The organism is Aestuariispira insulae, from assembly GCF_003385955.1.
Taxonomy (GTDB): domain Bacteria; phylum Pseudomonadota; class Alphaproteobacteria; order UBA8366; family Aestuariispiraceae; genus Aestuariispira; species Aestuariispira insulae.
In genome coordinates, this window is the sequence record NZ_QRDW01000002.1 from 17,769 (window position 1) to 40,852 (window position 23,084).

Below are 23,084 nucleotides of genomic sequence, written 5' to 3' on the forward strand. Positions count from 1 at the left end.
TCTCCGATCCATTATGCAAATATGCATGAATTGGCGATCAATAAAATTTGACTGGAACCGGGCCCGCGCCTTCCTAGTGACCGCGGAAGAAGGGTCCTTATCCGCTGCGGCAAGGGCTCTGGGGATGGTGCAATCCACGCTGGGTCGACAGGTCGAGGCGTTGGAGGCGGAGCTTGGCGTTACCCTGTTTGAACGGGCTGGGCGGCGTTTGGTCTTGACCCGGAATGGCCGTGATCTGCTGGAACATGTACGCGCCATGGGGGAAGCTGCCGGCCAGGTCTCCATGTCCGCCTCCGGGCAGTCAGAGTTGATCGAAGGCACGATCCGTATCTCTGCAACGGAAACCTTTGCCGCCAAACGGCTGCCGCCGGTAATCGCCAAACTTCGGAAGTTTCAGCCGGAGATCACTGTGGAGGTTTGCGCAACGAACAAGGCGGTGGATCTCAACCGCCGGGAGGCGGATATTGCGCTCCGGCATTTCCGACCGACCCAAACCGAGCTGATTGCGCGCAAACTCTCGGATGATAATGCATTTCTTTATGCTGCGCCGGACTATCTGGCCCAGATCGGCGACCCGTCAACACCAGCGGCACTAGGGGACGCCGATTTCATCGGTTTTGAAAATAACGATGTTTATCTCAAGGGCCTTAAGCAAATGGGGGTAGAGATCACGGAAGGAAATTTCCGACTCATCACAGACAGTCACAATGTTCATTGGGAGCTGGTCAAGGCCGGTGCCGGCATCGGCGTGACAATGGATCTGATCGGCGATGCGGAGCCACAGGTCAAAAGGGTGCTGCCGGATTTGGCACCGGTGCCGGTCAGCACCTGGCTCGTCACCCATAGGGAGTTGAATACCAGCCGCCGGGTGCGGATTGTGTTTGATTTTCTGGCGGAAGAACTATCCTGATCAGGCAGCATCCGGATGGGTATGTTTAGCCCCGGCGGTCAACCCGGCGCGCTGTGCCTTTTTCTCAACAGCCTCGCCAAAAGTGCAATAGCTGCTCTCGATGCCATGCCATAGTTTGAGCAGGTTCCGGTTGCCGTGATTGCGAACCTCGGTTTCCTTGAAATGATGGCGCTGTTTCAGAAAACTGAACCAGTCTGATGGGCGCTGGCCATCTGCTGTTTCAATGCCGCCGACAATGGTCTGGTGGCTGGGGAAATGAGCGTCAGAGCTGACGGCCCAGCCGATCTGGTTCAGACGGAGTTCATCCGGCAGACGATAGGTATATTCCACAGATTTCTGCAACTTGGGCGGGGTGACCGCCTTGCCGCCGCGCATGCCGTTTTCCAGGAAATGCAGGCTCAAGCCATTATGGACCTCGATATAGTCGACCTCTTCCTGCAACTGCATGAATGTCTCGCTGCCCAAAACATTGGCGGTGCCGGTGCGCCCCGGCGTGAACGGATGCGGGATAACGACAATCGCGCCGGTATCCCGACCGAGGCGGCCCATATCCTGGGCTTTCCATTTAAAGGGCTGGATCACGCGCAAGGCGGAACGTAGCGCATCTTCATCGGGATAGATGAAGATGATATCGACCCCTTCTTCGGAAATGGCCTCGACGGCTGGCAGAATCTCGGTGGGCAGGTCCAGGACCGCATCTCGCAGATATAGATAGGCGTCGAGCGGTGCTTTATAGGCATGTTCGGTGGAGGCAACATAATCCACACCCGTTTCACCCAAACATTTGCGGTGTTGGGCCAGGCGGCGATCCCGGTTCCAGCGCTGCATGCGATAGACATTGGTGTGATAATGCAGATCAAACGTTACCCGACCGTTTATCATATCCGCTGATACCTGTGACTTGATCCATAAAGGGTTGCGCTGTTGGCTCCATGCCTAATCTAACACGCCATACCACCCTTTGCATCTTCGGGAAAGGGGGGAGAGGGACATCTGAGGTGGTCAGGGGCGGAAACCCGATCTTATTCTTTCCAGTTTAATCATAATTATTCTAAACTGTTCGGGGACATAGCGGTCGGCATATTGTCGGCGGGATCGGCGTCAGGGAGCCGGTATGGTCATCAGTCAGAAAAACCTGGACCTGATTTCGGGTATATATGAAATTGCGCTCGATCCTCTGGCCTGGCGGCCGGTGCTGGATCAACTCTGTCTGGAAACGGGGGCAGTTGCGATCAACACGGTTCTAGTGGATCACACGATCCCGGAAATCAGAATCAATGCCACCAGTGCGAAATTCACCGAAGCGGTTTTGCGCGAATTCAACGCCCATCATCTGGAAAATGAAGCCCCGGCCATCATGGCCCTGACAAAATATCGCCCCGGAGAGTTCATTTCCGAGACCCAGATCTACAGCGATATCGGTCGGAACCGGGAAGAGGTTTCGACCACAGGATGGCTGCGTGAGCGGTTCAACATCGATTACCGGGTGGCGACCCGGTTGAATACCGACCCGGCTTGGCTGGATTGCCTGACTTTCCACTATTCCGCCGAACGTCCCTTCATCCGGGAAGAGGAAAAACGGGTGATTGATCTGTATCGCCAGCATTTTGCAAGGGTAATTGAAATCAATAGGCCATTTACCCTGCTTCAATCACGCTTCCGGGCGGTATTGTCGGTTTTGGATCGGTTTCAGATTGGTACATTCATTCTGTCCGAGCAGGGCAATATTGTTGTTTGCAACCGGGAGGCTGAGAGGATCCTGAGCCTGGATGACGGGCTGGCCCGGACCCGGGACCAGCAACTGGTTTGCCGGGATGAGAAAGATCGTCTCAAACTTGCGCAAACGGTTGAGAAAGTTTGTAAAACCGCTAAGGCCGAGCGGGATGATAAGGGGCGGCTGCTAACCATCGGCAGGCACTCGGAGGAAGATCCGTTCCTGGTGGATATCGCCCCGTTGCGTGGTTCGGACATGGTGTTGGGTAACCGGTTCCGGGGAGCGCTGGTGTTGGTCTCTGATCCGGGCAATCATCGCGAGCTATCGGCGGACGGCCTCCGGTTGCTATATGGTTTGAGCGAAGCGGAAGAGGCCATATGCCGGATGGTGATCGAGGGGTTGCGCAATGATGAGATTGCGGAAAGCCGGAATGTGTCGCTTGATACAGTAAAGACCCAGTTGAAATCGCTTTATGCTAAAACCCGAACCAGCCATAGGATCGATTTGCTGCGCCTGGCGCAGAATGTGAACATACCGGTGGACCCGCCAGATCAGTCACCGGAAACTGATGAAACGTAATTTTTTGCGAAAAGTGACAGCTTATCCCCCATAGGGGTGATGCGGTGGTATCCGGGGCTGGATAATATTTTTTCACGTCGAGACTTCCATGGGGGGAAGCTTGAGACGGCAGAGTTTCATAGTCTTTGGATCGAACCCCGCACCGATCCAATTCAGAAGCCAGAGGCCGGCACAGCCTCTGGCTTCGCCCTTTCTGGGGCTTTAGAGATTCTGGGACTTTAGAGATATTGTCCGTCGCGCAAATCGTTGAGATAACGGTCATACAGACCGATTTCGCGGTAGATACGCAAACGATTGTTGAATTTCTCCATCAGGATTACGCTGTCGGCACTTTTCTTTGGGAACAGAAGATAACTTAGATTGTTCAGCAGCGGCGTTTTGTGGTGGGTGATCCGTCTCTGTTCTTCGGCGGTGAAATGATCACGCAGCGATGCATACCCCACATTCACCTCCTCCGGGAAAATATCAATCCGGCCCAGCAGCAGTTTGGAGATATTCTGCCGGACGGCTGGCACCCGCTCCATATGCAGTAGGCCTGTTTCCAGTGCTTGGTCAAAGATCGGGCCATAGCTGTATTTCACGCCGCCCCCGATCCTAAGACCGGACAGATCCTCCAGGCTTTTCCAATGGAATTCTCTATCCTTGCGATGGAAAAAGACGAATTGTTCGGTCAGCACCGGATCGCTGTAATGGAAGTCCGCTTCCCGCTCGTCTTTATGCATCCAGACTCCGGTTGCCTGATATTTGCCATCTGCGGTTTCCGCATAGGCCCGGCCCCAGGGGAGGAACTGGATCTCCGCCTCAATGCCTTCATCGGTAAATATATCCCGGATTAAATGGGCGATGGCGCCATCATGTTTCTGCTTTTGGGAGATATATGGTGGCCAGTCACCCACCGCGACAGTGATTTTTCTGTCTTCCGCCCGTGAGCCGTTGCTGTCGAAGCACCAGCCTAACAAGCAAAAAATCATGATCAAGAAGCGCATACCAGCCGGACCGATCCCAATGTTATTCCATTCCCTAACGGGAAGAGCATACCGTGATCCGGTCAATCATTGGTTAATGGCCGCGCCGCCTGCGATGGCATCCGGCGCGGCCAAAGACCAAGACTATCGTCTCTCCTGAAACCGCCGGGCGGCTCGTTCGATGGAATCCGCATCGATATTGTAGGTGGCATAAAGATCGGGGAGATCCCCGCACTGGCCGAAACCTTCGATGCCTAGAGGTGCGACCGAATGGCCGCGCACGGCGCCCATCCAGGCGAGCGCCGCCGGATGGCCGTCGATCACGCTGCAAAAGCGTGCTTTTGCGCCAAGCGGTTCAAACAGATCCTCCACATGGGCCATTTCAACTTGGTCCAGGCCATTCAGCCGCGCACGTTCCAGCCGCTGCCAGTCATTATAGAGCCGGTCGGCAGAGGTGATGCATAAAAGACCTGCATCCGGATAATCCGTGACCAGCCGGTCATAGGCTTCAATCGCCTGTGGGGCGACGGCCCCCATAAAGACGATGGCCAGGGTCGATCCGGCTGCTGGCTTTTTCAACCAGTAGCCGCCCTTGATGATCTGATTTTTCAGATCCTCGTCCATGTCACGCTGCGGTTGGTTCAGGTTTCGGGTGGAAAGTCGCAAATAGAGCGAGCCGCCATTTTCCCGGTCCTGCATATGATCGAACCCCCAACGCATGATGACCGAAAGCTCATCCGCGAAGGCTGGCTCGTAAGAGGTCAGGCCCGGCTGGCCCATGCCGATCATTGGGGTTGAAATGGACTGATGTGCGCCGCCTTCCGGCCCGAGCGTCACACCGCTTGGGGTGGCTACCAGCATGAATCTGGCATCCTGGTAACAGGCGTAATTCAGTGCATCCAGGCCGCGCGAGATGAAGGGGTCATAAAGCGTGCCGATGGGCAGTAATCGTGCGCCAAAAAGGCTTTCAGACAGACCCAGCGCCGCCAGGTTCAAAAACAGGTTGTTTTCCGCGATGCCCAGCTCGATATGCTGGCCTTGGGGGCTGCGGATCCATTTCTGGGCAGAGGGCACCTTGCGGTCTCGGAACTCATCGCCGCGTTCGAACCGTTCAAACAATCCCTGCTGGTTGATCCAGCCGCCCAGGTTGGTGGAAACGGAAACATCCGGGCTGGTGGTGACGATCCGTTCGGCCAAGGGCCCGCCTTCCTTGGCGATGTTGTTCAGGATCTTGCCGAATGCCATTTGCGTGGAGGTTTGTTTTTCAACCGCATAGGGCAGGGCGGCCGGTACCGGGATGGGTGCTTCCGAAAGGCGGCGCTGCTTCAATATATTGAAGGGCACATGGTCCAGATAGGCCTGCAGATTCTCCGCGCTGGACTCAAGCCCTGCGAATTTTTCCCATTCGGATCCCTGGGTCACGTTATTGTCGGCACGGAAGGCTGCCATCTGTTGCGGGTTCATCAGGCCGGCGTGATTGTCCTTATGACCGGCCAGCGGCAGGCCGAAACCTTTGATGGTATAGGCGATGAAACAGGTGGGTTTGTCATTGGGGACATTTTCAAACGCGTCCAGCAAGGCTTCCATGCAATGACCGCCCAGATTGGTCATCAGATCCTGCAATCCGTCATCGTCATAGGATCCGATCAGGGTGGCCAGGTCGGCATCACCCGGATTGTCTTCCAGGATCTGCTTGCGCCAGGCGGCTGCCCCCTGGAACGCCAGGGCGGAATAGATATCGTTGGGGCAGGCATTCACCCATTTTTTCAAGGCGCTTCCGCCGGGGCGTTGGAAGGCCTCGTAAAGCTTGCGGCCATATTTCAAGGTGATCACGTTCCAGCCGACCGCCCGGAAAAATCGCCCGATCAGACGGAACAGATGTTCGTTCACCATGCCGTCCAGGCTCTGGCGGTTGTAATCAATCACCCACCAGACATTGCGGATGTCATGTTTCCAAGTATCCAGCAGTGCTTCATAGACGTTGCCCTCATCCAATTCCGCATCACCGACCAAGGCGACCATGCGGCCGGGAACGTCGTTGGTCGGCACCAGGTCCTTCATCCGCAGATAATCCTGGGTGAGTGCTGCAAAGTTGGTGACGGCCGCGCCCAGGCCGACAGACCCGGTGGAAAAATCCACGAAAGAGCCGTCTTTGGTGCGGCTGGGATAGGATTGCATGCCGCCCAGCGCCCGGAATTTCTCCATCTTATCGCGCGTTTGGTTGCCCAGCAGATATTGGATCGCATGAAAAACCGGGCTGGCATGGGGCTTGACCGCGACACGGTCCTGCGGGCGCAACACTTTCAGATAGAGCGCGGTCATGATCGCGGTGATCGAGGCGCAACTGGCCTGATGGCCGCCGACTTTCAGCCCGTCCCGGCTTTCCCGAAGGTGGTTTGCATTATGGATGGTCCAGGCGCTCAGCCACAGGATTTTTTTCTCAAGCTCTTTCAGCAGGGTGAGCTCTGCGGCATCAACGCCGCGGGTGATGCGGGTTTGTTCCGGCAGGGCTTCATGCTGGTTTGCCACGGGGGCCTCCTTCGGCCAGTTGGGATCATTGAGGTCGGGGCGCAGATTGGATCTGTTGAACGGCATTATAACGGTCCTGGACTGGGTGGGGAGGGGGCGGTGATGGATCCCCGGGTCAAACCCGGGGGTGACGGATTGTTTCTCGCTTCGTCATTGCCGGGCCTGACCCGGCAATCCATGACAGAGACTCACGCGCTCTTTTTCAGGGGCTGTACATCCGCGCTGCCCGCCAGGCCATCCAGCGCACGCAGGATATCCGCCTTGATATCATCCAGGGTTTCCAGACCGGCGCTTAAGCGCACCAGGCCGTCGGTAATGTCATGTTCCAGCCGCTCTTCGGGGCTGTAGGTGGAATGGGTCATGCTTGCCGGGTGCTGAACCAGAGTTTCGGCATCGCCAAGGGATACCGCGCGGATCACCAGTTCCAGGGCATTCATGAAGCGGATGCCCGCTTCCAGGCCACCTTTCAGTTCAAAGGCGATCATGCCGCCGGGCTGGGTCATCTGTTTCTTGGCGATTTCATGACCAGGGCAACCTTCAAGGCCCGGATAGAAAACGGTTTCCACCTGAGGGTGGACATCTAACATTTCGGCCAGGGCCTGGGCGTTTTGGCAATGGCGGTCCATGCGCAGTTCCAGTGTTTTTAACCCGCGCAGGATCAGCATGGCATCCATGGGGGAAAGCACGGCTCCGGTCATGTCTTTCAGGCCGAAGAAACGGATCTGGTCCATGTCTTCCTTGGTGCCGGTGATTACGCCGGCAATGATGTCGCCATGGCCACCCAGATATTTGGTTGCGGAATGCACGGTCAGGTCCGCGCCCAGTTCCAGCGGCCGGGTGAGATAGGGGGTGGAATAGGTATTGTCGACGACCACCCGGATGTCGGCGTTGAAGTCATGGGTGATGTCGGCAATTGCTTCGATATCCACCAGCCGCATGTTCGGATTGGCCGGGGTCTCGAAATAAACAATCTTTGTCTTGTCGCCCAGCGCCGGTTTCAAATTGGCCGGATCGGTCAGATCCACGGTGGTGACGGTGACGCCGAATTTGGCCAGGCCATGCTGGAAGAAGGCGAAGGTGCAGCCGTAAAGGGTTTTGTCGACGATAATCTCGTCGCCCGGCTCCAGCAGGGTCCAGATGGCCGATGTGATCGCGCCCATGCCCGATGCGGTTACGATCGCCGCTTCCGCGTTCTCCAGGGTCGCCATGCGCTGTTCCAGAAGATCCAGGGTCGGGTTGCCGAGGCGGGTATAAATATACCCCTCACGCTCGCCGGCAAACATCTCGCCGCCCTGCTCCGCGGTTTCGAAAGCAAAGGTGGAAGACATATAGACCGGCGGGTTCAAGGAGCCGTTGGCTTCGCTTGGGTGATAGCCGTGATGGATGGCGCGTGTGGCAAAACCCTGGGTGTTTTTCTTATCGGACATAACCATTCCCTATTCTGATCGACAAGTCGAATTGACGTTTCTGTGTCACTATCAGCAAAGGGTATGCCAAGATATATTATACAATTAAAACAACATGTTAATTCAGCTTTAAGATTTGTGCTTTTCATCGAATGTAAGGATAAGTATACATTATTCTAAGGAAAATTTCAGTATTTGTATTAATATGCTGATATTAAACAATAAAAATACATGTAAGAAAAAACTTCCAATGTAAGGAAAAACGTACAAATCATGAAGCTGGATATCCGGGGCGAAAACAGGGTCGGCATCACGCAGGAAGTCTTGGCGGTGCTCTCCGCCGAAGGGCTGGATGTGGCCCAGGTAGAGGTGATCACCCATCATATCTATTGCGAGATCAAGGGCGTGCGAAAACGTGATCTGCCTCGGTTGAATATAAAACTGCGCCAGGTGCCGGGGATCGAACAGGCTGAAGAGATCGACCTGCTGCCGGGAGAACGCCGTAGGATGCAACTGCATACTATCTTGGAGGCGCTGGATGTGCCCGTCCTGGCGGTGGACGGCACCGGCAAGATCATTCAGGCCAATCGCAGCGCAGTTGCTGCAGCGGGGTTAGAGGAAGACCGCTTACGCACTTTTCAGTTGGACCATCTGCTGGAGGATCCGGGCCTGATGGGGGACCTGCAGGCCAATGAATTCACCCTGCCGGACCGGGAAGTTAGCCTGGCGGGTCAGGCCTATCTGCTGCAGGCGACCCCCTTGCGCGAGCGGGACCATTCGGAAGACGCACCCAGCGGCTGCGTGATCCTGCTGCAGTCGCCGGGCCGGCTGGGGGTGGTGCTTTCCGCCATGCAGCGGCGCGAAGTCCAGGGGCTGGAGGCAATCATCGGCAGCTCGCGCCCGATGAAACGTCTGAAGCAACAGGCCGCACGGGTGGGCGCGGTCGAAGCACCGCTGCTGATCTTAGGCGAGACCGGCGTGGGCAAGGAATTGCTGGCCCGGGCCTGTCATGAGGTGAGCCCGCGCCGGGGCAGTGCTTTCCTTGCGCTGAACTGTGCCTCCCTGCCGGAAGGTTTGGCGGAATCGGAATTGTTCGGCTATGTGCCGGGTGCCTTCACCAGCGCCAGCCGGTCGGGCAAACCGGGCCTGTTGGAGCTTGCCGATGGCGGTACGCTGTTTTTGGATGAAGTGGGGGAGCTGACCCCATACTTGCAGGCAAAGCTGTTGCGGTTCCTGCAGGATGGCACTTTCCGCCGGGTCGGCGGCGCGAAGGAAATCTCCGTGGATGTGCGGGTGATATCCGCCACCAACCGGGACCTGGAAAAAATGGCGAGCCAGGGTGCTTTTCGCGAGGATTTGTTTTATCGCCTGAATGTGCTGAGTTTGACCGCGCCGCCGTTGCGTGATCGCGCCGAGGATATCCCGCTGCTGGCGCAGACTTTTCTGGAGCGGGCTGCCGCCCAGGTCGGGCGCGACCCAGCCCCCAGATTGACCGGCCAGGCAACCGCCCGTTTGGCCTCTGCCCCCTGGCCCGGCAATGTGCGCCAGCTGGAAAATGTGATTTTCCGGGCGGTCTCACTGACCGATGGGCCTTTTATCGAGGCGGATGATTTGGAGATCGGTCCGGTTGGCGGCCCGGCCACGGACATGAAGGTCGAGCCGGACAGCTATGCCGATGCCCATGAGGCTTTTGAACGCGACCTGTTCCGCAGGCTCTATCCGAAATACCCCAGTTCGCGAAAACTGGCGGACCGGCTAGGGGTTTCCCACACCACCGTTGCGCAGAAACTGAAGCGTTATGGTTTGGGGCGGTAACCGGCGTTAGAATGCTTCGCAAATGTAATTTGCATATTCCCGCGCCGGTCTTCCATCAGTTGGCAAAATCGCTACACCCTGTTTATCGGTATCTTCCAAAACAAAGATCATGTCCGGGTGGTTCCCGGATTGAAAAAAAGGGGAGGAATCACAACGGCGGATAAAATCCAGATTAAAGCTGTTGATCATGACGCTTTTGAAATTCGGATCCATGCGATGGGATTCCATCGCGCAGTTGGTGTCTAAATCGCGGTTGCTCATGATGAAAAAACCATCGCCTTCCTGGGCAAAGTCGGCGGATCGAAATTCGTCCGCGTTTTTTTCACTGCCCGTCAATGCCAAATCATCTTGAACGAATTTGCCGGCAAGTTCGGAAAACCAGACAGGATCATCAGCATCTCCGTTTAGGTAGGGCAGGCACACCTCTTCGACAGCTCTATGCACCAGACCTGTTTGGGTAACTGATTTGTTCTGGCTCTGGCATGCGGATAAACCCAGCAGAAGAAAAAAGAGGGTAGTTATTGTTTTCATTTTTTAGTCCTGAATTTCAGCAATGACGGCCAGTTCAATCGAGATGTTTTTCGGCAGGATCCGGGGGCCGAAAGCGGTGCGGGCATGGCCGGCGCGATCGTCCAAAACCGCGTTGAACAGATCGGAAACACCGTCGATAACGCCTGGCTGATCAAAAAAATCGTCGGCGCTGGCCACATGGCCGTCAATCCGGACAATCTGTTTGAGCGCGTTGAAGTCCCCCAGTTCGGCCCGGATGCGCGCCAATGTGTTCAGGCCTGCGATCTTGGCCGCCGCGTAACCTTCTTCCGGGGTCAGGTCCAGGCCGACCCGCCCGGGATAAACCACCTTGCCATCCTGGATCGGCATCTGGGCCGACAGGAACAGCAAATTGCCGGAACGGGCGGCAGGCAGATAGGAGCCTGCTGGCGCGCTTGGTTCCGGCAGCTCGAGCCCCATCCTTTCCAGGCAGGCCAAGACGGTGGCGTCAAAATCAACGGTCATTCAAAGATTTCCCCCGGCAGATTAAATTGCCGGGGGAGTATTGAGGAATAGAAAGCGTAAAGCAATCAATTGGTTCAGCTTTCCCGGAAGGCGCGGTTAAACCCTTTGCTGATCGGTTCAAACAGATATTCCAGCATTGTTTTCCGTCCGGCATGAATGAAGGTTTCCGCCTCCATGCCCGGCACCAGTTCCACTGTTGCAATGCTGTCATCTGTTTTCAGCAGGGACAATTCCGCCTGATAAAATTCCTCGCCCGTTTTTTCATCAACCAGCCGGTCGGCGGAGATGGAAAGCAGTTGCGCGTCCAGCGGCTTTGCGGTGCGCTGGTTGAAGGCCGATATGCGGACCTGGGCATTCTGGCCGATCCGGACAATGTCGATATCCTTGGGCGCGATCCGGGCCTGAATGATCAGGTTCCCCTGGTTGGGGACGATATCCATCAGGTTGCTGCCCGGTGCCACGACACCGTTTTTGGAATGGATCTGCAGCCCGACCACGGTCCCGGAAATGGGCGCGCGAACCTCGGTGCGCTCCAGAACATCCAGGGAAGCATGAATGCGCTCATTCAGGTCCCGCAATTCCGCCTGGGTGAGCTTTAGCTGCTCCATCACCTCCTTAACGCTCTGATTGGAAAGCTCGGTGATGCGAAGGTCGGTTTCCCCGATGCTTTGCTGGGCGCGGGCGATCTGGGCATGATGCATATTCTTGCTGCCCAGGATCTGGGCGGCCTGGCGCTGCAACTGCAGCAGGCGCGGCACCCGGGCCAGGCCTTTGTCCACCATGCTTTGCACATTCTTGATCTCACGATCGATCAATTCCAACTGGCGGGTCTCGGCGGCCATTTGCCCTTGGATGCCCTTGATTTCCTCGCGGTATTGGGCATTACGCTGCCGCAGGATGGCTATCTGGCCTTTCAGTGAGGCCTGGCGGGACTGGAAAATGATTTTCTGGTTCTGAACGATATCGGCGATGGTCGGATCACTGGCAAGTTTGAGCAAATCGTCGGGGAAACGGATTTGTCCGAGGCTGTCGCGCTCGGCCCGAAGCCTGGCTTCCACGGCCAGGGCCTCCATTCTGCGGCCCGATAACAGGCCCAGCATGGCTTTGGCCTTGGTATCATCCAACCGGACCAGGGGACGGCCCTCTTCCACATAATCGCCATCACGGACCAGAATTTCGGCAATGATGCCGCCTTCCAAATGCTGCACGGTCTTGCGCTGGCCTTCGACGACAATCTTACCCGGCGCCACGGCGGCACTGTCCAGTGGCGCCAGGGATGACCATGCAATCAGACCGCCAAAGAAAAGGGCGGTGACCGCCGCGCCGGCAAGGGCGGGCCGGGTGATCGCGGGAGCATCCGGTTTTTGAAGAGTCGGGGTATCAGTCATTTTTCACCTCCCGCAGCATGCCAAGATGCTTGCGATTTTCAGGTTCGGTAATCTTTTGGAGCATGTCGTTGCGGGCGCCGGTTTCGGCATGGCCGTCGGCATGCAGCACCATGATCCTGTCCACATGGCGCAGGATGCTGGGTCGGTGCGTGATGACCACAGTGGTGATCGTTTCATCCTTGAGGGTCTTCAGGGATCGGATCAGGGCGGCATCCCCCTTGAAATCCAGGCTGGCATTCGGTTCATCCAAAATCACCAGATGGGGGTCGCCAAACAGGGCCCGGGCCAGGGCGATACGCTGGCGCTGACCGCCGGACAGGGCGGCACCGCCGGCACCGATCTGGGTTTCATAGCCCTGGGGCAGATGCAGGATCATGTCATGAACCTGGGCGCGCTGGGCGGCTTTCACCACCTGGGCTGCGTCCGCGTCGCCAAAACGGGCGATGTTTTCGCGCACCGTGCCCTCAAACAGGACGACCTCCTGCGGGAGATACCCGATATGCTGGCCCAACGTGTCTGCGGGCCATTGCGCCATATCGGCGCTATCCAGCCGGACATGCCCTGCCTGCGGGTGGGTCAGGCCGACCATCAGCCGGGCCAGGGTAGTTTTGCCGACTGCGGTCGGTCCGGCAATGCCCAGACTTTCCCCGGCTTTCAGGGAAAAGCTGATGTTTTTCAGCAGGGATTCGCATCCTTCATGGGCATAATAGAGGCTTTCCACATCCACACGGCCCTCTGGCGCGGGCAGTTCCATGATCTCTGCATCCAGGACGGGAATGGGGCTGAGCAGGGCTTTCAAGCGCTGGTACGCACCTTTTGCCGCGACGGCTGCCTTCCAGAAGGATATCGCCTGGTCCGCCGGGCCAAGCGCTTTGCCCAGCAGGATGGAGGAGGCGATCATGCCCCCGGCAGTCAGCTCACCGCCCAGCACCAGCCAGGCGCCAGCCCCGGTCATCGAGATCTGTAAGGCAAGCCGGGAGAATTTGGATAGTGCCGCCACCAGGCCGGACCGGCTGCTGGCCACGGCCATATCCTTCAACGCCGCTTCATTGGTCCGGGCCCAGCGCTGTACCAGATTGCCGGCAAATCCCATGGAGACGATGGTGTCGGCATGGCGCACTGCGGTTTCCGCATTATGCAGACCGGTGATGGAATAGGCGCTGGAATTTTTCATGGGCTCATCGGTCAGCCAGTTATTCAGCAAGGCCAACAGGATCAGCATGACGGCACCGCCCACAGCCATGAAACCGAGCAGGGGATGCAAAAGAAAAATCACCGCCAGGAAAACCGGCATCCAAGGGGCGTCCAGCATGGGAAACACGGTCGGACCGGTCAGGAAATTACGGATGATGGCAATATCCCGAAGCCCCTGGGCATTCCGGCCGCTCGCCGTTGCCGCCGCTATATTGATATGGCGTTCCAGGGTAACATCTGAAAGCTTGCGTTCCAGCCAGGTGCCGATGGAGATCATCATTCGGCTGCGTAAAAATTCCAGGCAGGCCATGGCAACAAAGGCGATCACGACAATCAGGGTGAGATAGGTCAGGGTCTCAACACTGCCGCCACCAAGTACCCGGTCAAAAACCTGGAGCATATAAAGCGGTGCAGCAAGCATCAGCAGGTTGATTCCGAAACTGAAGGCGGTAATGGCAAAAAGGCCTTTGCGGCAGCGGCTAATAGTGGCTGTCAGACGGTTGTCATTCTGGATTTGGGTCTCATTATTATTGGTCATTTCCCGATGTCCCCGTTTGAATTGGTCTGAAAAACGAACCGGCGATGGATGTGCCATCGCCGGTTTGCCATGAAATCAGAAGATGAAGTTGTCTTCCGTCAGGTCATCCGTTTGAACCCCATAGAGGGAAACTGTTTCCCCGGTTCCGAAATCAAGGATGACCCGGGTATCGGTCTCGATTGCGCCGGCAATCACTTCGCTGAAATTGCTGACCGAGGCGACGTTTCGCAGATCCACGCGATCTTCATCAGCGTTAAAGTCAAAGATGCGATCATTGCCGTCGCCATCACTAAAGACGAAGGTATCACTGCCTTCTCCGCCCCAGATGATGTCGCTGCCACCGCCGCCTTCAATGACGTCGTCGCCGCCTTCACCATGAATTTCGTCATTGCCGGTGCCGCCGTAGATATCGTTGGGCAAGGCATCCCCAATCAGGATATCGCCGGAGGCACTACCCTCCACATCAACGGACTCGATGGTGATATCGAGGGCGATATCGCCATAACCCGGGATCGATACGCTGAGGCTGTCATTTTCGTAACTATCCAGCCCTTCGGGCAATTCCAGCGTGATATCAAAGGTATAATCACCCGGCCCGGCATCTTCATAAACCGACGGGGTGACGCCTGCGACATAGCCGAAATCATCGTCAGTGATATCCAGGGTCAGATCGACCGTGGCATCCTTGAGGCCGCTGGTGATCGCGTCGGTGATGTTGGAGCTGTCGGAGGCAAGCTCCGTCACGGTGCCAAAACCCCAGCTGTCCACCAGTTCCTGATAGGTGTCGATCTGGTCTGCGGTCACGGCGAATACCGGTACGATGCCTGCCGCTTCCAGAAGCGCGCCCACATCGGCGGGATCGGGATAATCCTCATCCTCCAGATCGGTGTCCAGATCATTGGGCGCGGCGTCGGCATAGTCGCCTGCCTGATGGAAGGGGGCGTCTGTTGCCAGTACCACAAACTTTTGGGCGCCGTCGCGGAAGCCGATTTCTTCCCCGCGCAGGGCAACCTGCACCAGCGCTTCCAATTGGGCTTCGTGCCAATCCGCGCCGTAATTGGTGAACAGGTCCATCAGACTCTGTGTTGAGGCATCAATATCTGTCGTGACCGCCTGATGGGTCTGATAGACATAATCCCCATAGGTCTCGCTGCCGAACGGTTCAACGGGTTTGTCCACGAAGCTGCCGACCCCAAACGCGGCGTCATATTCCGCCGACAGGCTTTCGATGATGCCCGGGAACTGTTCTTGCACATTGGGCAGATCGTCCCAGAAGGATCCGGACAGATCCTGGACCATGAAGACGTCAAATTTGTCGGGCAGTTCGGTGACGGTAACATCGACGGAAACGGTCACAGTTGAATCTGCTGACAGGGTTACAGAGATGGGGACGGTTTCGCCATTGCTGTCGCCCAGATCCACCTCGATGACATCAACCGGTTCAGGCTCTGGCTCAGGCTCTGGCTCCGGTTCGGGTTCCGGCGGATCCAGGATTTCAATTTCCATATGCTCCAGGTTTCGGACGTTCAGGCCGAAGGAGGTTTCATAGACTGGATGTTGGCCGCCCCGGTCGCTGGCGTCGTTGAAGGCATGGCCGGACGAGTTCTTAACGTCGGCATTTTCCGCGATCCAGGCTTCCAGGTCCGCCAGTTCCTCCTGATAGGTTTCGTATTCTTCCTGGGTCAGCCGCAGGACCAGGGTGTCAGAACCTTTGCCGCCGTCATACCAATCCAGATTGCCTGTATTTTCAGACATTGTGTAAATGAGCCGGTCGTCGCCCTTCTCCCCATCCACCACATCTTCACCAGCGCCGCCATCAAGCGTGTCGTCGCCATGGCCGCCGCGCAGCCAGTCATCATTGCCGCCGCCGCTGACATCATCATCGCCTTTCTTACCGCTGATGATATCGACACCGTCATCGCCCGCGATCACCTCATCCTGGCCTTTGCCGGTGACCCGGCTGTCGGCACGGGTTGTGTAATCAGAGGGGGAGGGGCGGTCGGGCTTGCCACGATCGGGCTCTTCAATCACTTCATCCACGAAAGAGACTGGGTCGGTTGTGGGAGAATCCGCCAGCACATCTTCGTCACCCGTGCCGGTTTCCGTCCCGTCGGAAACGGCTGCCGGTGGAGCTGCAGGGCTGCTGTCAGAAGAATCACGCCCAAGGCCTTCATCGCGTTCGGACCGGCCGCGGCCACGGCCTGGCGCGTCACCGGAACGTCCTGGCGCACTGGCATAGGTGGGGCTATCGTCACCGCCGGCGGAAATGTCGCCGCCGGAACTTTCTGTGCCATCATCGCCAGATTCATCATCCTCGTCAGAATAGCTGCCACCACCTTCTGTCGTGCCGGACGCGGCCCCGGCACCTACATAAGAGGCGTCGCCGCTTGAATCGGGGGGGAATTCGTCAGATAGGATATCCGATCCCAAATCCGACGGGAGAATGTCTTCGTCAATAAGGTCCGAACCCGCAATATCACTGCCAGGGAATGGGCCAGGCTTAATGTCTGTTGGACGTGCCATGGTCTGGGCTCCTTGCTCTAACTTGTTTCCTGCCCCAAGCTCCAGCAAAGACGACAATTCCACATGAATTAACCAAGCCTGTGAAACTGCCGCTCCCGTTTTAAGAGAAGGCTAATGATTAGGTGGATAACTGGGCAATAAGTTAAACAAGACGCTGTTTCACGCCGAAATGCGGGAGATTTCGCGTAGTTTTTCCATAAAATGCCTTACAGGGGGCAAGGCTTTGTTTCTTTGGGTGAATTTAAAGTTATTGGAATGAAACTAAAGAACAGACGGGGCTGATCCCCCACTTTTGCGGCAATTCCTCTCGGACTTCTCACATCCATGTGATTGGCTGTGAGACCAGCAATTCTCATTGGCCCTGTTCATCCGTGGAAAATGGCCCTGATGAAGGGGAGGTCGATCCGGCTATTGTGGGGTCTATTCAAAGACTTCACGGAACCTCTCATGGAATTCACACCCCTACTCATTTTTGCCCTGGCCCTCCTGGTATCCGCCGGATCACCCGGCCCCAGCATCGCCGCCCTGGTGACCCGTGTCCTGGTCAAGGGCTGGCGAGATGTCATGCCTTTTCTGGCCGCTATGTGGCTGGGTGAGGCGATCTGGCTCACATGCGCAGTGGCGGGGTTGGTGGTGTTGATGGACACGTTTTATTGGGCGTTCCAGATTCTGAAATATTGCGGGGTGGCCTATCTGATCTATCTGGCCTGGCGCATGTGGACCGCCCCGGTCAGCGCAGAACCCACGGCAGAAGACGCGCCCAGGGGGCGGGACGGGCTGCGCATGTTCCTGGCGGGCATGGCCGTGACTTTGGGCAATCCGAAAATCATGGTTTTCTATCTGGCGCTGTTGCCGACCATCATCGATCTTCAGGCAATCAGTCTGATCGGTTGGGTCGAGTTGACCTTCACCATGTTGCTGGTCCTGATTGCGGTGGATTGCGCCTATGTGATTGTGGCGGCCCGGGCGCGTCTGATGCTGAAAAATCCGCGCGCGATGAGAATTGCCAATCGAGTGAGCGCCGGTGTTATGGGGGGGGCGGCGGCGGCCATTGCCACGCGCTGATGCGCTGCCTATAAAGGCCCGGAAACAGGAACCCTGACCGGAGCCGCAGCTTGGCCATTCCCGACCACCAGTTTGATTTCCCACTCGCCTGTCCCATCGATGGCAGCAGCCTTTGCCTGGACGGCGGATCGCTTGCCTGCGGGGAAGGGCACCGGTTTGATGTCGCCAAAGAAGGTTATGCCAACCTTCTGCCGGTCCAGTTCAAGAATTCCAGGGATCCGGGCGACAGTAAGGAAATGGTCCAGGCCCGCCGCAAGACGTTGGAAAGCGGTGCTTTTGCGCATGTGGCAGATGCCTTGGCCGGGGTTGCGGCTCAGCATGCCGGGCGGGTCGAACGACCTATTAATCTGCTCGATGCCGGATGCGGCGAAGGGTATTATTTGGGGCAGGTTTCAAAGCATCTGGAACCGGGGGTGGCCAATTGCATCGGGCTCGATATTTCCAAATGGGCGGTGCGCGCGGCGGCCAAGCGCTATAAGCCCCTGTGCTGGCTGGTGGCGACCAACCGTCGCCTGCCTGTCCGGGCCGGTGATATTGACATGATCGCCTGTCTGTTCGGTTTTCCCGTCTGGTCTCATTGGGCTGAACTGCAGCGGCCCGGCCAGCAGGTGGTAATGATTGATCCTGCACGTGATCATTTGAAGGAACTGCGCGAAATCATCTATGAGGATGTGCGCTATCATGATGCCCCGGCACTGGATGGAGCCTTTGATGCCGGGTATCGCCTGGAAGCTTCGGAGATTGTTTCCCGGCAGGTTCTGCTGGATGGCATGGAGCTTATTGCCAGCCTGGTTTCCATGACCCCCCATGCCCACCGGATGGGAGAGGCCGGTGCGGCGGCCCTGGCCGGGTTGGAGCGGCTGGAGGTGACCGTCGCGGTAGAGTTGCGCCGACTGGAACGAATTTGAACAACCGGCCGGCAAAAGATCTGTGCCCGGCGATGCGGCAATCGGGATCAGTCTCTTGTTGAACAGGAGGGGCCGGGCCGTTTAACCTGCTGAAACCGGTAAAAAATTAATTTCACCAATTGGGCAGGGTCGAAGTAATGGGCGGGATTTCCGACAATATCAAGGGTGCGCTATTGATGGCGGTCAGCATGCTGGCCTTCGTGCTTAATGATACCATGGTCAAAATGGCCGCGGATCACCTCAGCCTGTTCCAAACGATCTTTTTGCGTGGCGTAATGACCGTTGTTCTGGTCGGGATTTTTGCCTGGTATAAAAAACAGCTTTTTTATCGCTTTGACCGGCGGGATTGGGGCGTGGTCGCCCTGCGCCTCATGGGGGAGGTGGGCGCGACCCTCTGTTTCCTGACTGCGCTTTTCAATATGCCGCTGGCCAATGCAACCGCGATCATGCAGGCGCTGCCCCTGGCGATAACCCTGGCGGCGGCGATTTTTCTGGGCGAGCCGGTCGGCTGGCGTCGCTATGGTGCGATCCTGGCCGGATTTGTTGGTGTTCTGGTGATTGTGCGGCCGGGGGCGGAAGGGTTTAACGACTATTCGCTCTGGGCGCTGGGCGCCGTTTTTTGTGTGGTGCTGCGTGATCTCGCCACCAGCCGTTTGTCCCGCAACGTGCCATCCCTTTATGTTTCCTTCCTGACCACGATCATTGTCACGGTCTTTGGCGCGGTCATGCTGCCGACTGAAAGCTGGCAGCCGGTGACGACCCCGGCCCTGGTCCAGCTTCTCGGTGCGGCGGTCTTCATTATCTTCGGTTATCAGACATCGATCATGACCATGCGTATCGGTGAGATCAGCTTTTCTTCACCCTTCCGTTATACGGTTCTGATCTGGGCGATGTTGCTGGGGATTTTCGTTTTTGGTGATATTCCGGATGTCTGGACCATCATCGGCAGTGCCATCGTGGTGCTGGCCGGGATTTATACCTTCTACCGGGAACGGCAGGTGGGACGGCAGGAAATTGCCAGCCAGGAACAGTCGCCCAGGCCGGAGATTGATGGCATGATCGAAGAAGAAAAAATATCCTGACGTCCGGAGGGCTTCGCTTTGCCGGGGAAACTGGATTAGGATGGAAGCATGAAGACAAGATTAATCCCGGTCCTGCTGTCATCCCTGATTGCGATACTGTCGGCAAGTGCCTCTGTTCGGGGGGAAGAAGCCGAGAAACAAAAGATTGTCTGGCTGGCGGCGGAATGGGTGCCGAGCTGGATCAAGGAAGGTCCTGAAAAAGGCACAGGATATTCAGACCGAATGGAAAAACTGTTGAAAGCCGCTTTGCCCGGTTTTCAGCATCAGGAGAAATTTACCAGCGTTCCCAGGGTGGTCCGCGAGCTGTTTGGCGAAGAGGAAACCTGTTTTTCGGCAGGGTTCTACGAATGGATCGATCCGGAAACCGGCGAACCCCATACGGATACTATCTGGTCTGCGCCGATCTATCTTTTTTATTGGCATGGTCTGGTCATGCTGAAGGAAACCCGTGATAGGTTGCCAGGCGGGGAGAAGATCTATCTTTCCGATGTTATTGGTGATGGCTCCCTTCGTCTCGGGCTGGATCGGGGGCGGGTTTACGGACCAGCCCTGGATCCGATCCTTCTGGATTACCAGGAAGCCGATCATGTGTTGATGAGCGGCGGCAATAAGGACGCGACCGCAAACCAATACCGGCTGTTAAGCCGGGGCCGGATCGACTATATGGTCGACTATTCCTTCATGATGGAATATGCGGCGCGTTTGCTGAAAACGCCTGACAGGTTCGTCTTTGTGCCGCTGGCGGACCATGAAACACCTCACGGATTGGGGGCGGTAGCCTGCAATAACTCGGAAAAAGGTCGACGGGTGATCGCCGCTGTGAACAAAGCTCTTGTCGATCTTCGGTCCAGCCAGGAATTCCGGGACATCAATTCGGAATGGTTCATGCTGGAAGGGCGCGAAGAAGAGTTTTGGCGCCTTTGGGAAGAAGAGCTTTTGAGCCGATCGGAATGAGAGGCATCATGCGTCCGCAACAAGGAGGCCGCTGGCAATCTCAAGACATTGCTGGAATGTGTGCCGGATCCAGGCGGCGTCTTCCGGGCAGACCGGCCCATTGTCCAGAGCGGTCCGGAGACAGCGTCCTTCCGCTTCGGCAATTCCCATAAGCAATTTGCAAGCGATTTGCTCTGCACTATCGCCCGACTGATAAATATAGTCGGTCATTCCCCACACTCACCTGAATAAGGTGTCTTAGCCACAATCCAGTAGCGTAGTATATTACCGTTTTGAGGTCAATTGCGGGTTTCCGGCGGGGCTTAGGCCCGCAGTAGGACAGGTTTTGCGCCAAAACCGATAAAAATGATCCCGGTCAGAAGTCGGCAGGGTCGTTGTGAACAGCATGTCCTTGGGAACGGGTGACATTACCAATAGGCACGCCACCAGCATGAAGTCAGAATATCGGCGATCGGCATGGTCCCGGTCCTTTTCATTGGTCTTGAAAATGAATATCTAGGAAAGAGAATGCCGGTCAACGGGAGTATTGTCCGGGTTCAATCCAGAGAACCGAAGCTTTTTCCTATATGTGGTGTTGGGACAGCGAATGCTGGCATGGGATGGCTTGTCCGAAGGAGCATTGAAACTGTGAGTGGGGTCGTGATCGACAGTTTGCTGGAACGCCGGTTCCCGGGGTTTGCGCATTTCGTCCAGGAGCAACTGTCCGGGCGGCTGCGCAAGTTGGAACCGGACCGGCGAGCCTGGCTGGACAGGCGGAGGAAGGCAGCGTTGCTGGGGTGGGCGGCGGGCCTGGCGCTGGCGGTCTGGGTTGCCCAGGGACGTGAGACACTGCTTGAAGTCATTTCAATTTTCACCCTGACGGGCGGACTGGCCGGATTCATCTGTGCTTGGCTGGCCAAGCGGTATCTGACCAAAGCCTTTGAAGGTGATGTCCAGGCGGAAATGTTGGGGCCGCTTTGTTATTTCATGAAGCTCGGTTTTGAGCGTCGCCCGGATGATTTCCATCTTTATGGCTATCAGAAACAGGGGTTGGTGCCGGATTATGACGGCCATGACCTACGCAACCGGATTTATGGGACCTATGATGGGGTTGATTTCGAATGTGTGGAATTGGCGCTCACGGAATTGGGGGTGACCAGGCGGCTGCGGGACCGTCGCTATTATGGTGTGTTGTTCCGTTTGTCGGCGGGGCGGCGCTTCGAAGGGCGTACAGTGATCCTGGATCGATCGGTCAGGCTGGACTCGCTCTCTGCCGATTTTCGCGAATATAAGGAGCAGGACCACCCCAACAGCGGCTTCACCCGGATCTATCAGACCCTGGGCACGGACCCTGCGGAGGCGGGTCAGCTGCTGCCCGATGACGTGGTGTCGGGTTTGGTGGCGATCCGCCATAAAAGCGGGGTCAAATCCGTGCGCGGGGCCTTTGTGAACGGCAATTTCCTGCTGGCGGTGGAATATGCAAAAAGGCCGTTTGATGTGGATGTGGAGAAAACCGCCTTCCGATCGAAGCGATTGATCGAGACGTTTCAGGGCGGATTTGAGGATCTGTTTGATATTCTGGAAAAAATACGCCCGATCTCGCTTTAATCGCGAACGGTAGCCGTTTCTCGCACCATGTAATCGACAAAGGCGCGGATCCGGGGCGAAACCAGCCTCCGGTCCAGCCAGACCAGCAGCATCGGCGTGCCGGTCGGACGGAAGGGGCTAAGAATTTCCACCAGACGCCCGGCCTCCAAGCTCTTGCGCACAGCCAGGCTGGGCTGTTGAGCGATGCCCAGGCCGGTTTCGGCCGCATGGGTGATCTCTTCCCCGTCATTGATGGTCATCGGGCCCTTGAAGCGGCATTTTTCCACCTGGCCGTTGATGGTGAAGGTCCAGGGCATATGCTGGCCGGTGCGCGGGTTGCGGAAATTAAGACAGGCATGATGTTCCAGATCCTCGACCGTCTGCGGGATGCCATGGCGTTCCAGATAATCGGGGGCTGCACAAGTGACCAGCGGGTCGACCAGCAGCTGCCGGGAAATCAGGTTTGTTTTCGGTGTCGCACCAAAGACCCGGATCGCGCGGATCGCCACATCAACTCCCTCGGCGGCCAGATCAATCTCGCGCTCGTCATAGGTCAGTTCGATTGATATTTCCGGGTTTTCCAATGCAAAGCCGGAAATCAGCCGGGTCAGCCAGGGCCGGTTATAGGCGGCAGGTGCCGAGATGGAGAGCCGCCCGTGGGGGTGCTCGCGTTGGTCCGATATTTCTCGGGCGAGGGTGGAAAATTCATCCAGCAGCCGTCTGGCCCCGTCATAAAAGCGCTCTCCCTCGGCGGTCATGCTGACCGACCGTGTGGTGCGGTGAAACAGCTTTACCCCCATGCCTTCCTCCAACCGGGCAATGGCCTTGCTGGTGGCTGAGGTGGACAGGCCCAGTTTATGGGCGGCGGCGGCGAAATTGCCTTGTTCGGCGACCGCAACAAAGGCGCTGATGTTTCGTTGGCTCCACATGGTCT

The 23,084-nt window shown here is 56.9% G+C and carries 19 protein-coding genes; 8 read left to right on the forward strand and 11 right to left on the reverse strand.

The features are described from left to right. The first annotated feature begins 25 nt into the window (after positions 1–25). The gene (locus DFP90_RS06065; RefSeq protein ID WP_115935568.1) at positions 26–910 is read left to right on the forward strand and encodes a LysR family transcriptional regulator; all 885 of its coding nucleotides are present in this window, start codon (positions 26–28) and stop codon (positions 908–910) included. On the opposite strand, the gene DFP90_RS06070 is transcribed toward DFP90_RS06065, so the two are convergent. After that, on the reverse strand, positions 911–1,792 hold the full coding sequence (locus DFP90_RS06070) for a PHP domain-containing protein (RefSeq protein WP_115935569.1): 882 nt from the start codon (positions 1,790–1,792) through the stop codon (positions 911–913). Between the two features lie 232 nt (positions 1,793–2,024). On the opposite strand from DFP90_RS06070, the gene DFP90_RS06075 reads away from it, so the two are divergent. After that, positions 2,025–3,203, forward strand: a complete 1,179-nt coding sequence (locus tag DFP90_RS06075) for a helix-turn-helix transcriptional regulator (RefSeq protein ID WP_115935570.1) — start codon at positions 2,025–2,027, stop codon at positions 3,201–3,203. Between the two features lie 218 nt (positions 3,204–3,421). Here DFP90_RS06075 and DFP90_RS06085 read toward each other — a convergent pair whose 3' ends face one another. The 3 genes from DFP90_RS06085 to DFP90_RS06095 form a co-directional block, all read right to left on the reverse strand. Then, positions 3,422–4,189: a substrate-binding periplasmic protein gene (locus DFP90_RS06085; protein ID WP_115935572.1), complete on the reverse strand. Its 768-nt coding sequence runs from the start codon at positions 4,187–4,189 to the stop codon at positions 3,422–3,424. Between the two features lie 123 nt (positions 4,190–4,312). Next, the gene (locus DFP90_RS06090) at positions 4,313–6,763 is read right to left on the reverse strand and encodes a transketolase (protein ID WP_115935573.1); all 2,451 of its coding nucleotides are present in this window, start codon (positions 6,761–6,763) and stop codon (positions 4,313–4,315) included. Between the two features lie 122 nt (positions 6,764–6,885). After that, the gene (locus DFP90_RS06095; RefSeq protein WP_115935574.1) at positions 6,886–8,124 is read right to left on the reverse strand and encodes a methionine gamma-lyase; all 1,239 of its coding nucleotides are present in this window, start codon (positions 8,122–8,124) and stop codon (positions 6,886–6,888) included. 252 nt (positions 8,125–8,376) lie between these two features. Between DFP90_RS06095 and DFP90_RS06100 the strand changes: the two genes are divergently transcribed. Continuing rightward, entirely contained in the window at positions 8,377–9,918 is a 1,542-nt protein-coding gene (locus tag DFP90_RS06100) for a sigma 54-interacting transcriptional regulator (RefSeq protein ID WP_115935575.1), read from the forward strand. A gap of 6 nt (positions 9,919–9,924) precedes the next feature. Here DFP90_RS06100 and DFP90_RS06105 read toward each other — a convergent pair whose 3' ends face one another. From DFP90_RS06105 to DFP90_RS06125, 5 genes are all read right to left on the reverse strand, one after another. Beyond that, positions 9,925–10,449, reverse strand: coding sequence for a hypothetical protein (locus DFP90_RS06105; RefSeq protein ID WP_115935576.1), 525 nt, complete (start codon positions 10,447–10,449; stop codon positions 9,925–9,927). A 3-nt stretch (positions 10,450–10,452) separates the two neighbouring features. Beyond that, positions 10,453–10,932 (reverse strand): RidA family protein, encoded by a 480-nt coding sequence (locus DFP90_RS06110; protein ID WP_115935577.1) that lies wholly within the window; start codon positions 10,930–10,932, stop codon positions 10,453–10,455. A gap of 74 nt (positions 10,933–11,006) precedes the next feature. Then, positions 11,007–12,320, reverse strand: a complete 1,314-nt coding sequence (locus DFP90_RS06115; RefSeq protein WP_115935578.1) for an HlyD family type I secretion periplasmic adaptor subunit — start codon at positions 12,318–12,320, stop codon at positions 11,007–11,009. Next, positions 12,313–14,052, reverse strand: coding sequence for a type I secretion system permease/ATPase (locus DFP90_RS06120; protein ID WP_181905219.1), 1,740 nt, complete (start codon positions 14,050–14,052; stop codon positions 12,313–12,315). The genes DFP90_RS06115 and DFP90_RS06120 overlap by 8 nt, the downstream gene beginning before the upstream one ends. A gap of 75 nt (positions 14,053–14,127) precedes the next feature. After that, entirely contained in the window at positions 14,128–16,575 is a 2,448-nt protein-coding gene (locus tag DFP90_RS06125) for a hypothetical protein (protein ID WP_115935580.1), read from the reverse strand. 447 nt (positions 16,576–17,022) lie between these two features. Here DFP90_RS06125 and DFP90_RS06130 point away from each other — a divergent pair, with 447 nt between their 5' ends. The 4 genes from DFP90_RS06130 (at position 17,023) to DFP90_RS06145 (ending at position 20,584) form a co-directional block, all read left to right on the forward strand. After that, complete coding sequence (locus tag DFP90_RS06130) at positions 17,023–17,640, forward strand: LysE family translocator (protein WP_115935581.1); 618 nt, start codon at positions 17,023–17,025, stop codon at positions 17,638–17,640. A gap of 50 nt (positions 17,641–17,690) precedes the next feature. Continuing rightward, positions 17,691–18,548, forward strand: coding sequence for a putative RNA methyltransferase (locus DFP90_RS06135; protein ID WP_218044597.1), 858 nt, complete (start codon positions 17,691–17,693; stop codon positions 18,546–18,548). A gap of 137 nt (positions 18,549–18,685) precedes the next feature. Further along, the gene (locus DFP90_RS06140; protein ID WP_218044598.1) at positions 18,686–19,630 is read left to right on the forward strand and encodes a DMT family transporter; all 945 of its coding nucleotides are present in this window, start codon (positions 18,686–18,688) and stop codon (positions 19,628–19,630) included. Between the two features lie 48 nt (positions 19,631–19,678). After that, positions 19,679–20,584: a type 2 periplasmic-binding domain-containing protein gene (locus DFP90_RS06145; RefSeq protein ID WP_115935582.1), complete on the forward strand. Its 906-nt coding sequence runs from the start codon at positions 19,679–19,681 to the stop codon at positions 20,582–20,584. A 6-nt stretch (positions 20,585–20,590) separates the two neighbouring features. Here the strand turns inward: DFP90_RS06145 and DFP90_RS06150 are convergent, their stop codons facing one another. Beyond that, on the reverse strand, positions 20,591–20,794 hold the full coding sequence (locus DFP90_RS06150) for a hypothetical protein (RefSeq protein WP_115935583.1): 204 nt from the start codon (positions 20,792–20,794) through the stop codon (positions 20,591–20,593). 417 nt (positions 20,795–21,211) lie between these two features. Here DFP90_RS06150 and DFP90_RS06155 point away from each other — a divergent pair, with 417 nt between their 5' ends. Beyond that, positions 21,212–22,171, forward strand: coding sequence for a DUF3137 domain-containing protein (locus tag DFP90_RS06155; protein WP_181905220.1), 960 nt, complete (start codon positions 21,212–21,214; stop codon positions 22,169–22,171). On the opposite strand, the gene DFP90_RS06160 is transcribed toward DFP90_RS06155, so the two are convergent. Then, complete coding sequence (locus tag DFP90_RS06160) at positions 22,168–23,079, reverse strand: LysR family transcriptional regulator (RefSeq protein WP_115935585.1); 912 nt, start codon at positions 23,077–23,079, stop codon at positions 22,168–22,170. The two genes, DFP90_RS06155 and DFP90_RS06160, sit on opposite strands and share 4 nt — an antisense overlap. Positions 23,080–23,084 lie beyond the last annotated feature (5 nt).

Bases quoted from the DNA above. Each gene is read 5' to 3' on its own strand.
- DFP90_RS06140 (WP_218044598.1), top strand. From the start codon at position 18,686: ATGGGCGGGATTTCCGACAATATCAAGGGTGCGCTATTGATGGCGGTC.
- DFP90_RS06095 (WP_115935574.1), bottom strand. From the start codon at position 8,124: ATGTCCGATAAGAAAAACACCCAGGGTTTTGCCACACGCGCCATCCAT.
- DFP90_RS06120 (WP_181905219.1), bottom strand. From the start codon at position 14,052: ATGACCAATAATAATGAGACCCAAATCCAGAATGACAACCGTCTGACA.
- DFP90_RS06090 (WP_115935573.1), bottom strand. From the start codon at position 6,763: ATGCCGTTCAACAGATCCAATCTGCGCCCCGACCTCAATGATCCCAAC.
- DFP90_RS06085 (WP_115935572.1), bottom strand. From the start codon at position 4,189: ATGCGCTTCTTGATCATGATTTTTTGCTTGTTAGGCTGGTGCTTCGAC.
- DFP90_RS06115 (WP_115935578.1), bottom strand. From the start codon at position 12,320: ATGACTGATACCCCGACTCTTCAAAAACCGGATGCTCCCGCGATCACC.
- DFP90_RS06150 (WP_115935583.1), bottom strand. From the start codon at position 20,794: ATGACCGACTATATTTATCAGTCGGGCGATAGTGCAGAGCAAATCGCT.
- DFP90_RS06145 (WP_115935582.1), top strand. From the start codon at position 19,679: ATGAAGACAAGATTAATCCCGGTCCTGCTGTCATCCCTGATTGCGATA.
- DFP90_RS06100 (WP_115935575.1), top strand. From the start codon at position 8,377: ATGAAGCTGGATATCCGGGGCGAAAACAGGGTCGGCATCACGCAGGAA.
- DFP90_RS06110 (WP_115935577.1), bottom strand. From the start codon at position 10,932: ATGACCGTTGATTTTGACGCCACCGTCTTGGCCTGCCTGGAAAGGATG.
- DFP90_RS06065 (WP_115935568.1), top strand. From the start codon at position 26: ATGAATTGGCGATCAATAAAATTTGACTGGAACCGGGCCCGCGCCTTC.
- DFP90_RS06075 (WP_115935570.1), top strand. From the start codon at position 2,025: ATGGTCATCAGTCAGAAAAACCTGGACCTGATTTCGGGTATATATGAA.
- DFP90_RS06160 (WP_115935585.1), bottom strand. From the start codon at position 23,079: ATGTGGAGCCAACGAAACATCAGCGCCTTTGTTGCGGTCGCCGAACAA.
- DFP90_RS06105 (WP_115935576.1), bottom strand. From the start codon at position 10,449: ATGAAAACAATAACTACCCTCTTTTTTCTTCTGCTGGGTTTATCCGCA.
- DFP90_RS06130 (WP_115935581.1), top strand. From the start codon at position 17,023: ATGGAATTCACACCCCTACTCATTTTTGCCCTGGCCCTCCTGGTATCC.
- DFP90_RS06070 (WP_115935569.1), bottom strand. From the start codon at position 1,792: ATGATAAACGGTCGGGTAACGTTTGATCTGCATTATCACACCAATGTC.
- DFP90_RS06125 (WP_115935580.1), bottom strand. From the start codon at position 16,575: ATGGCACGTCCAACAGACATTAAGCCTGGCCCATTCCCTGGCAGTGAT.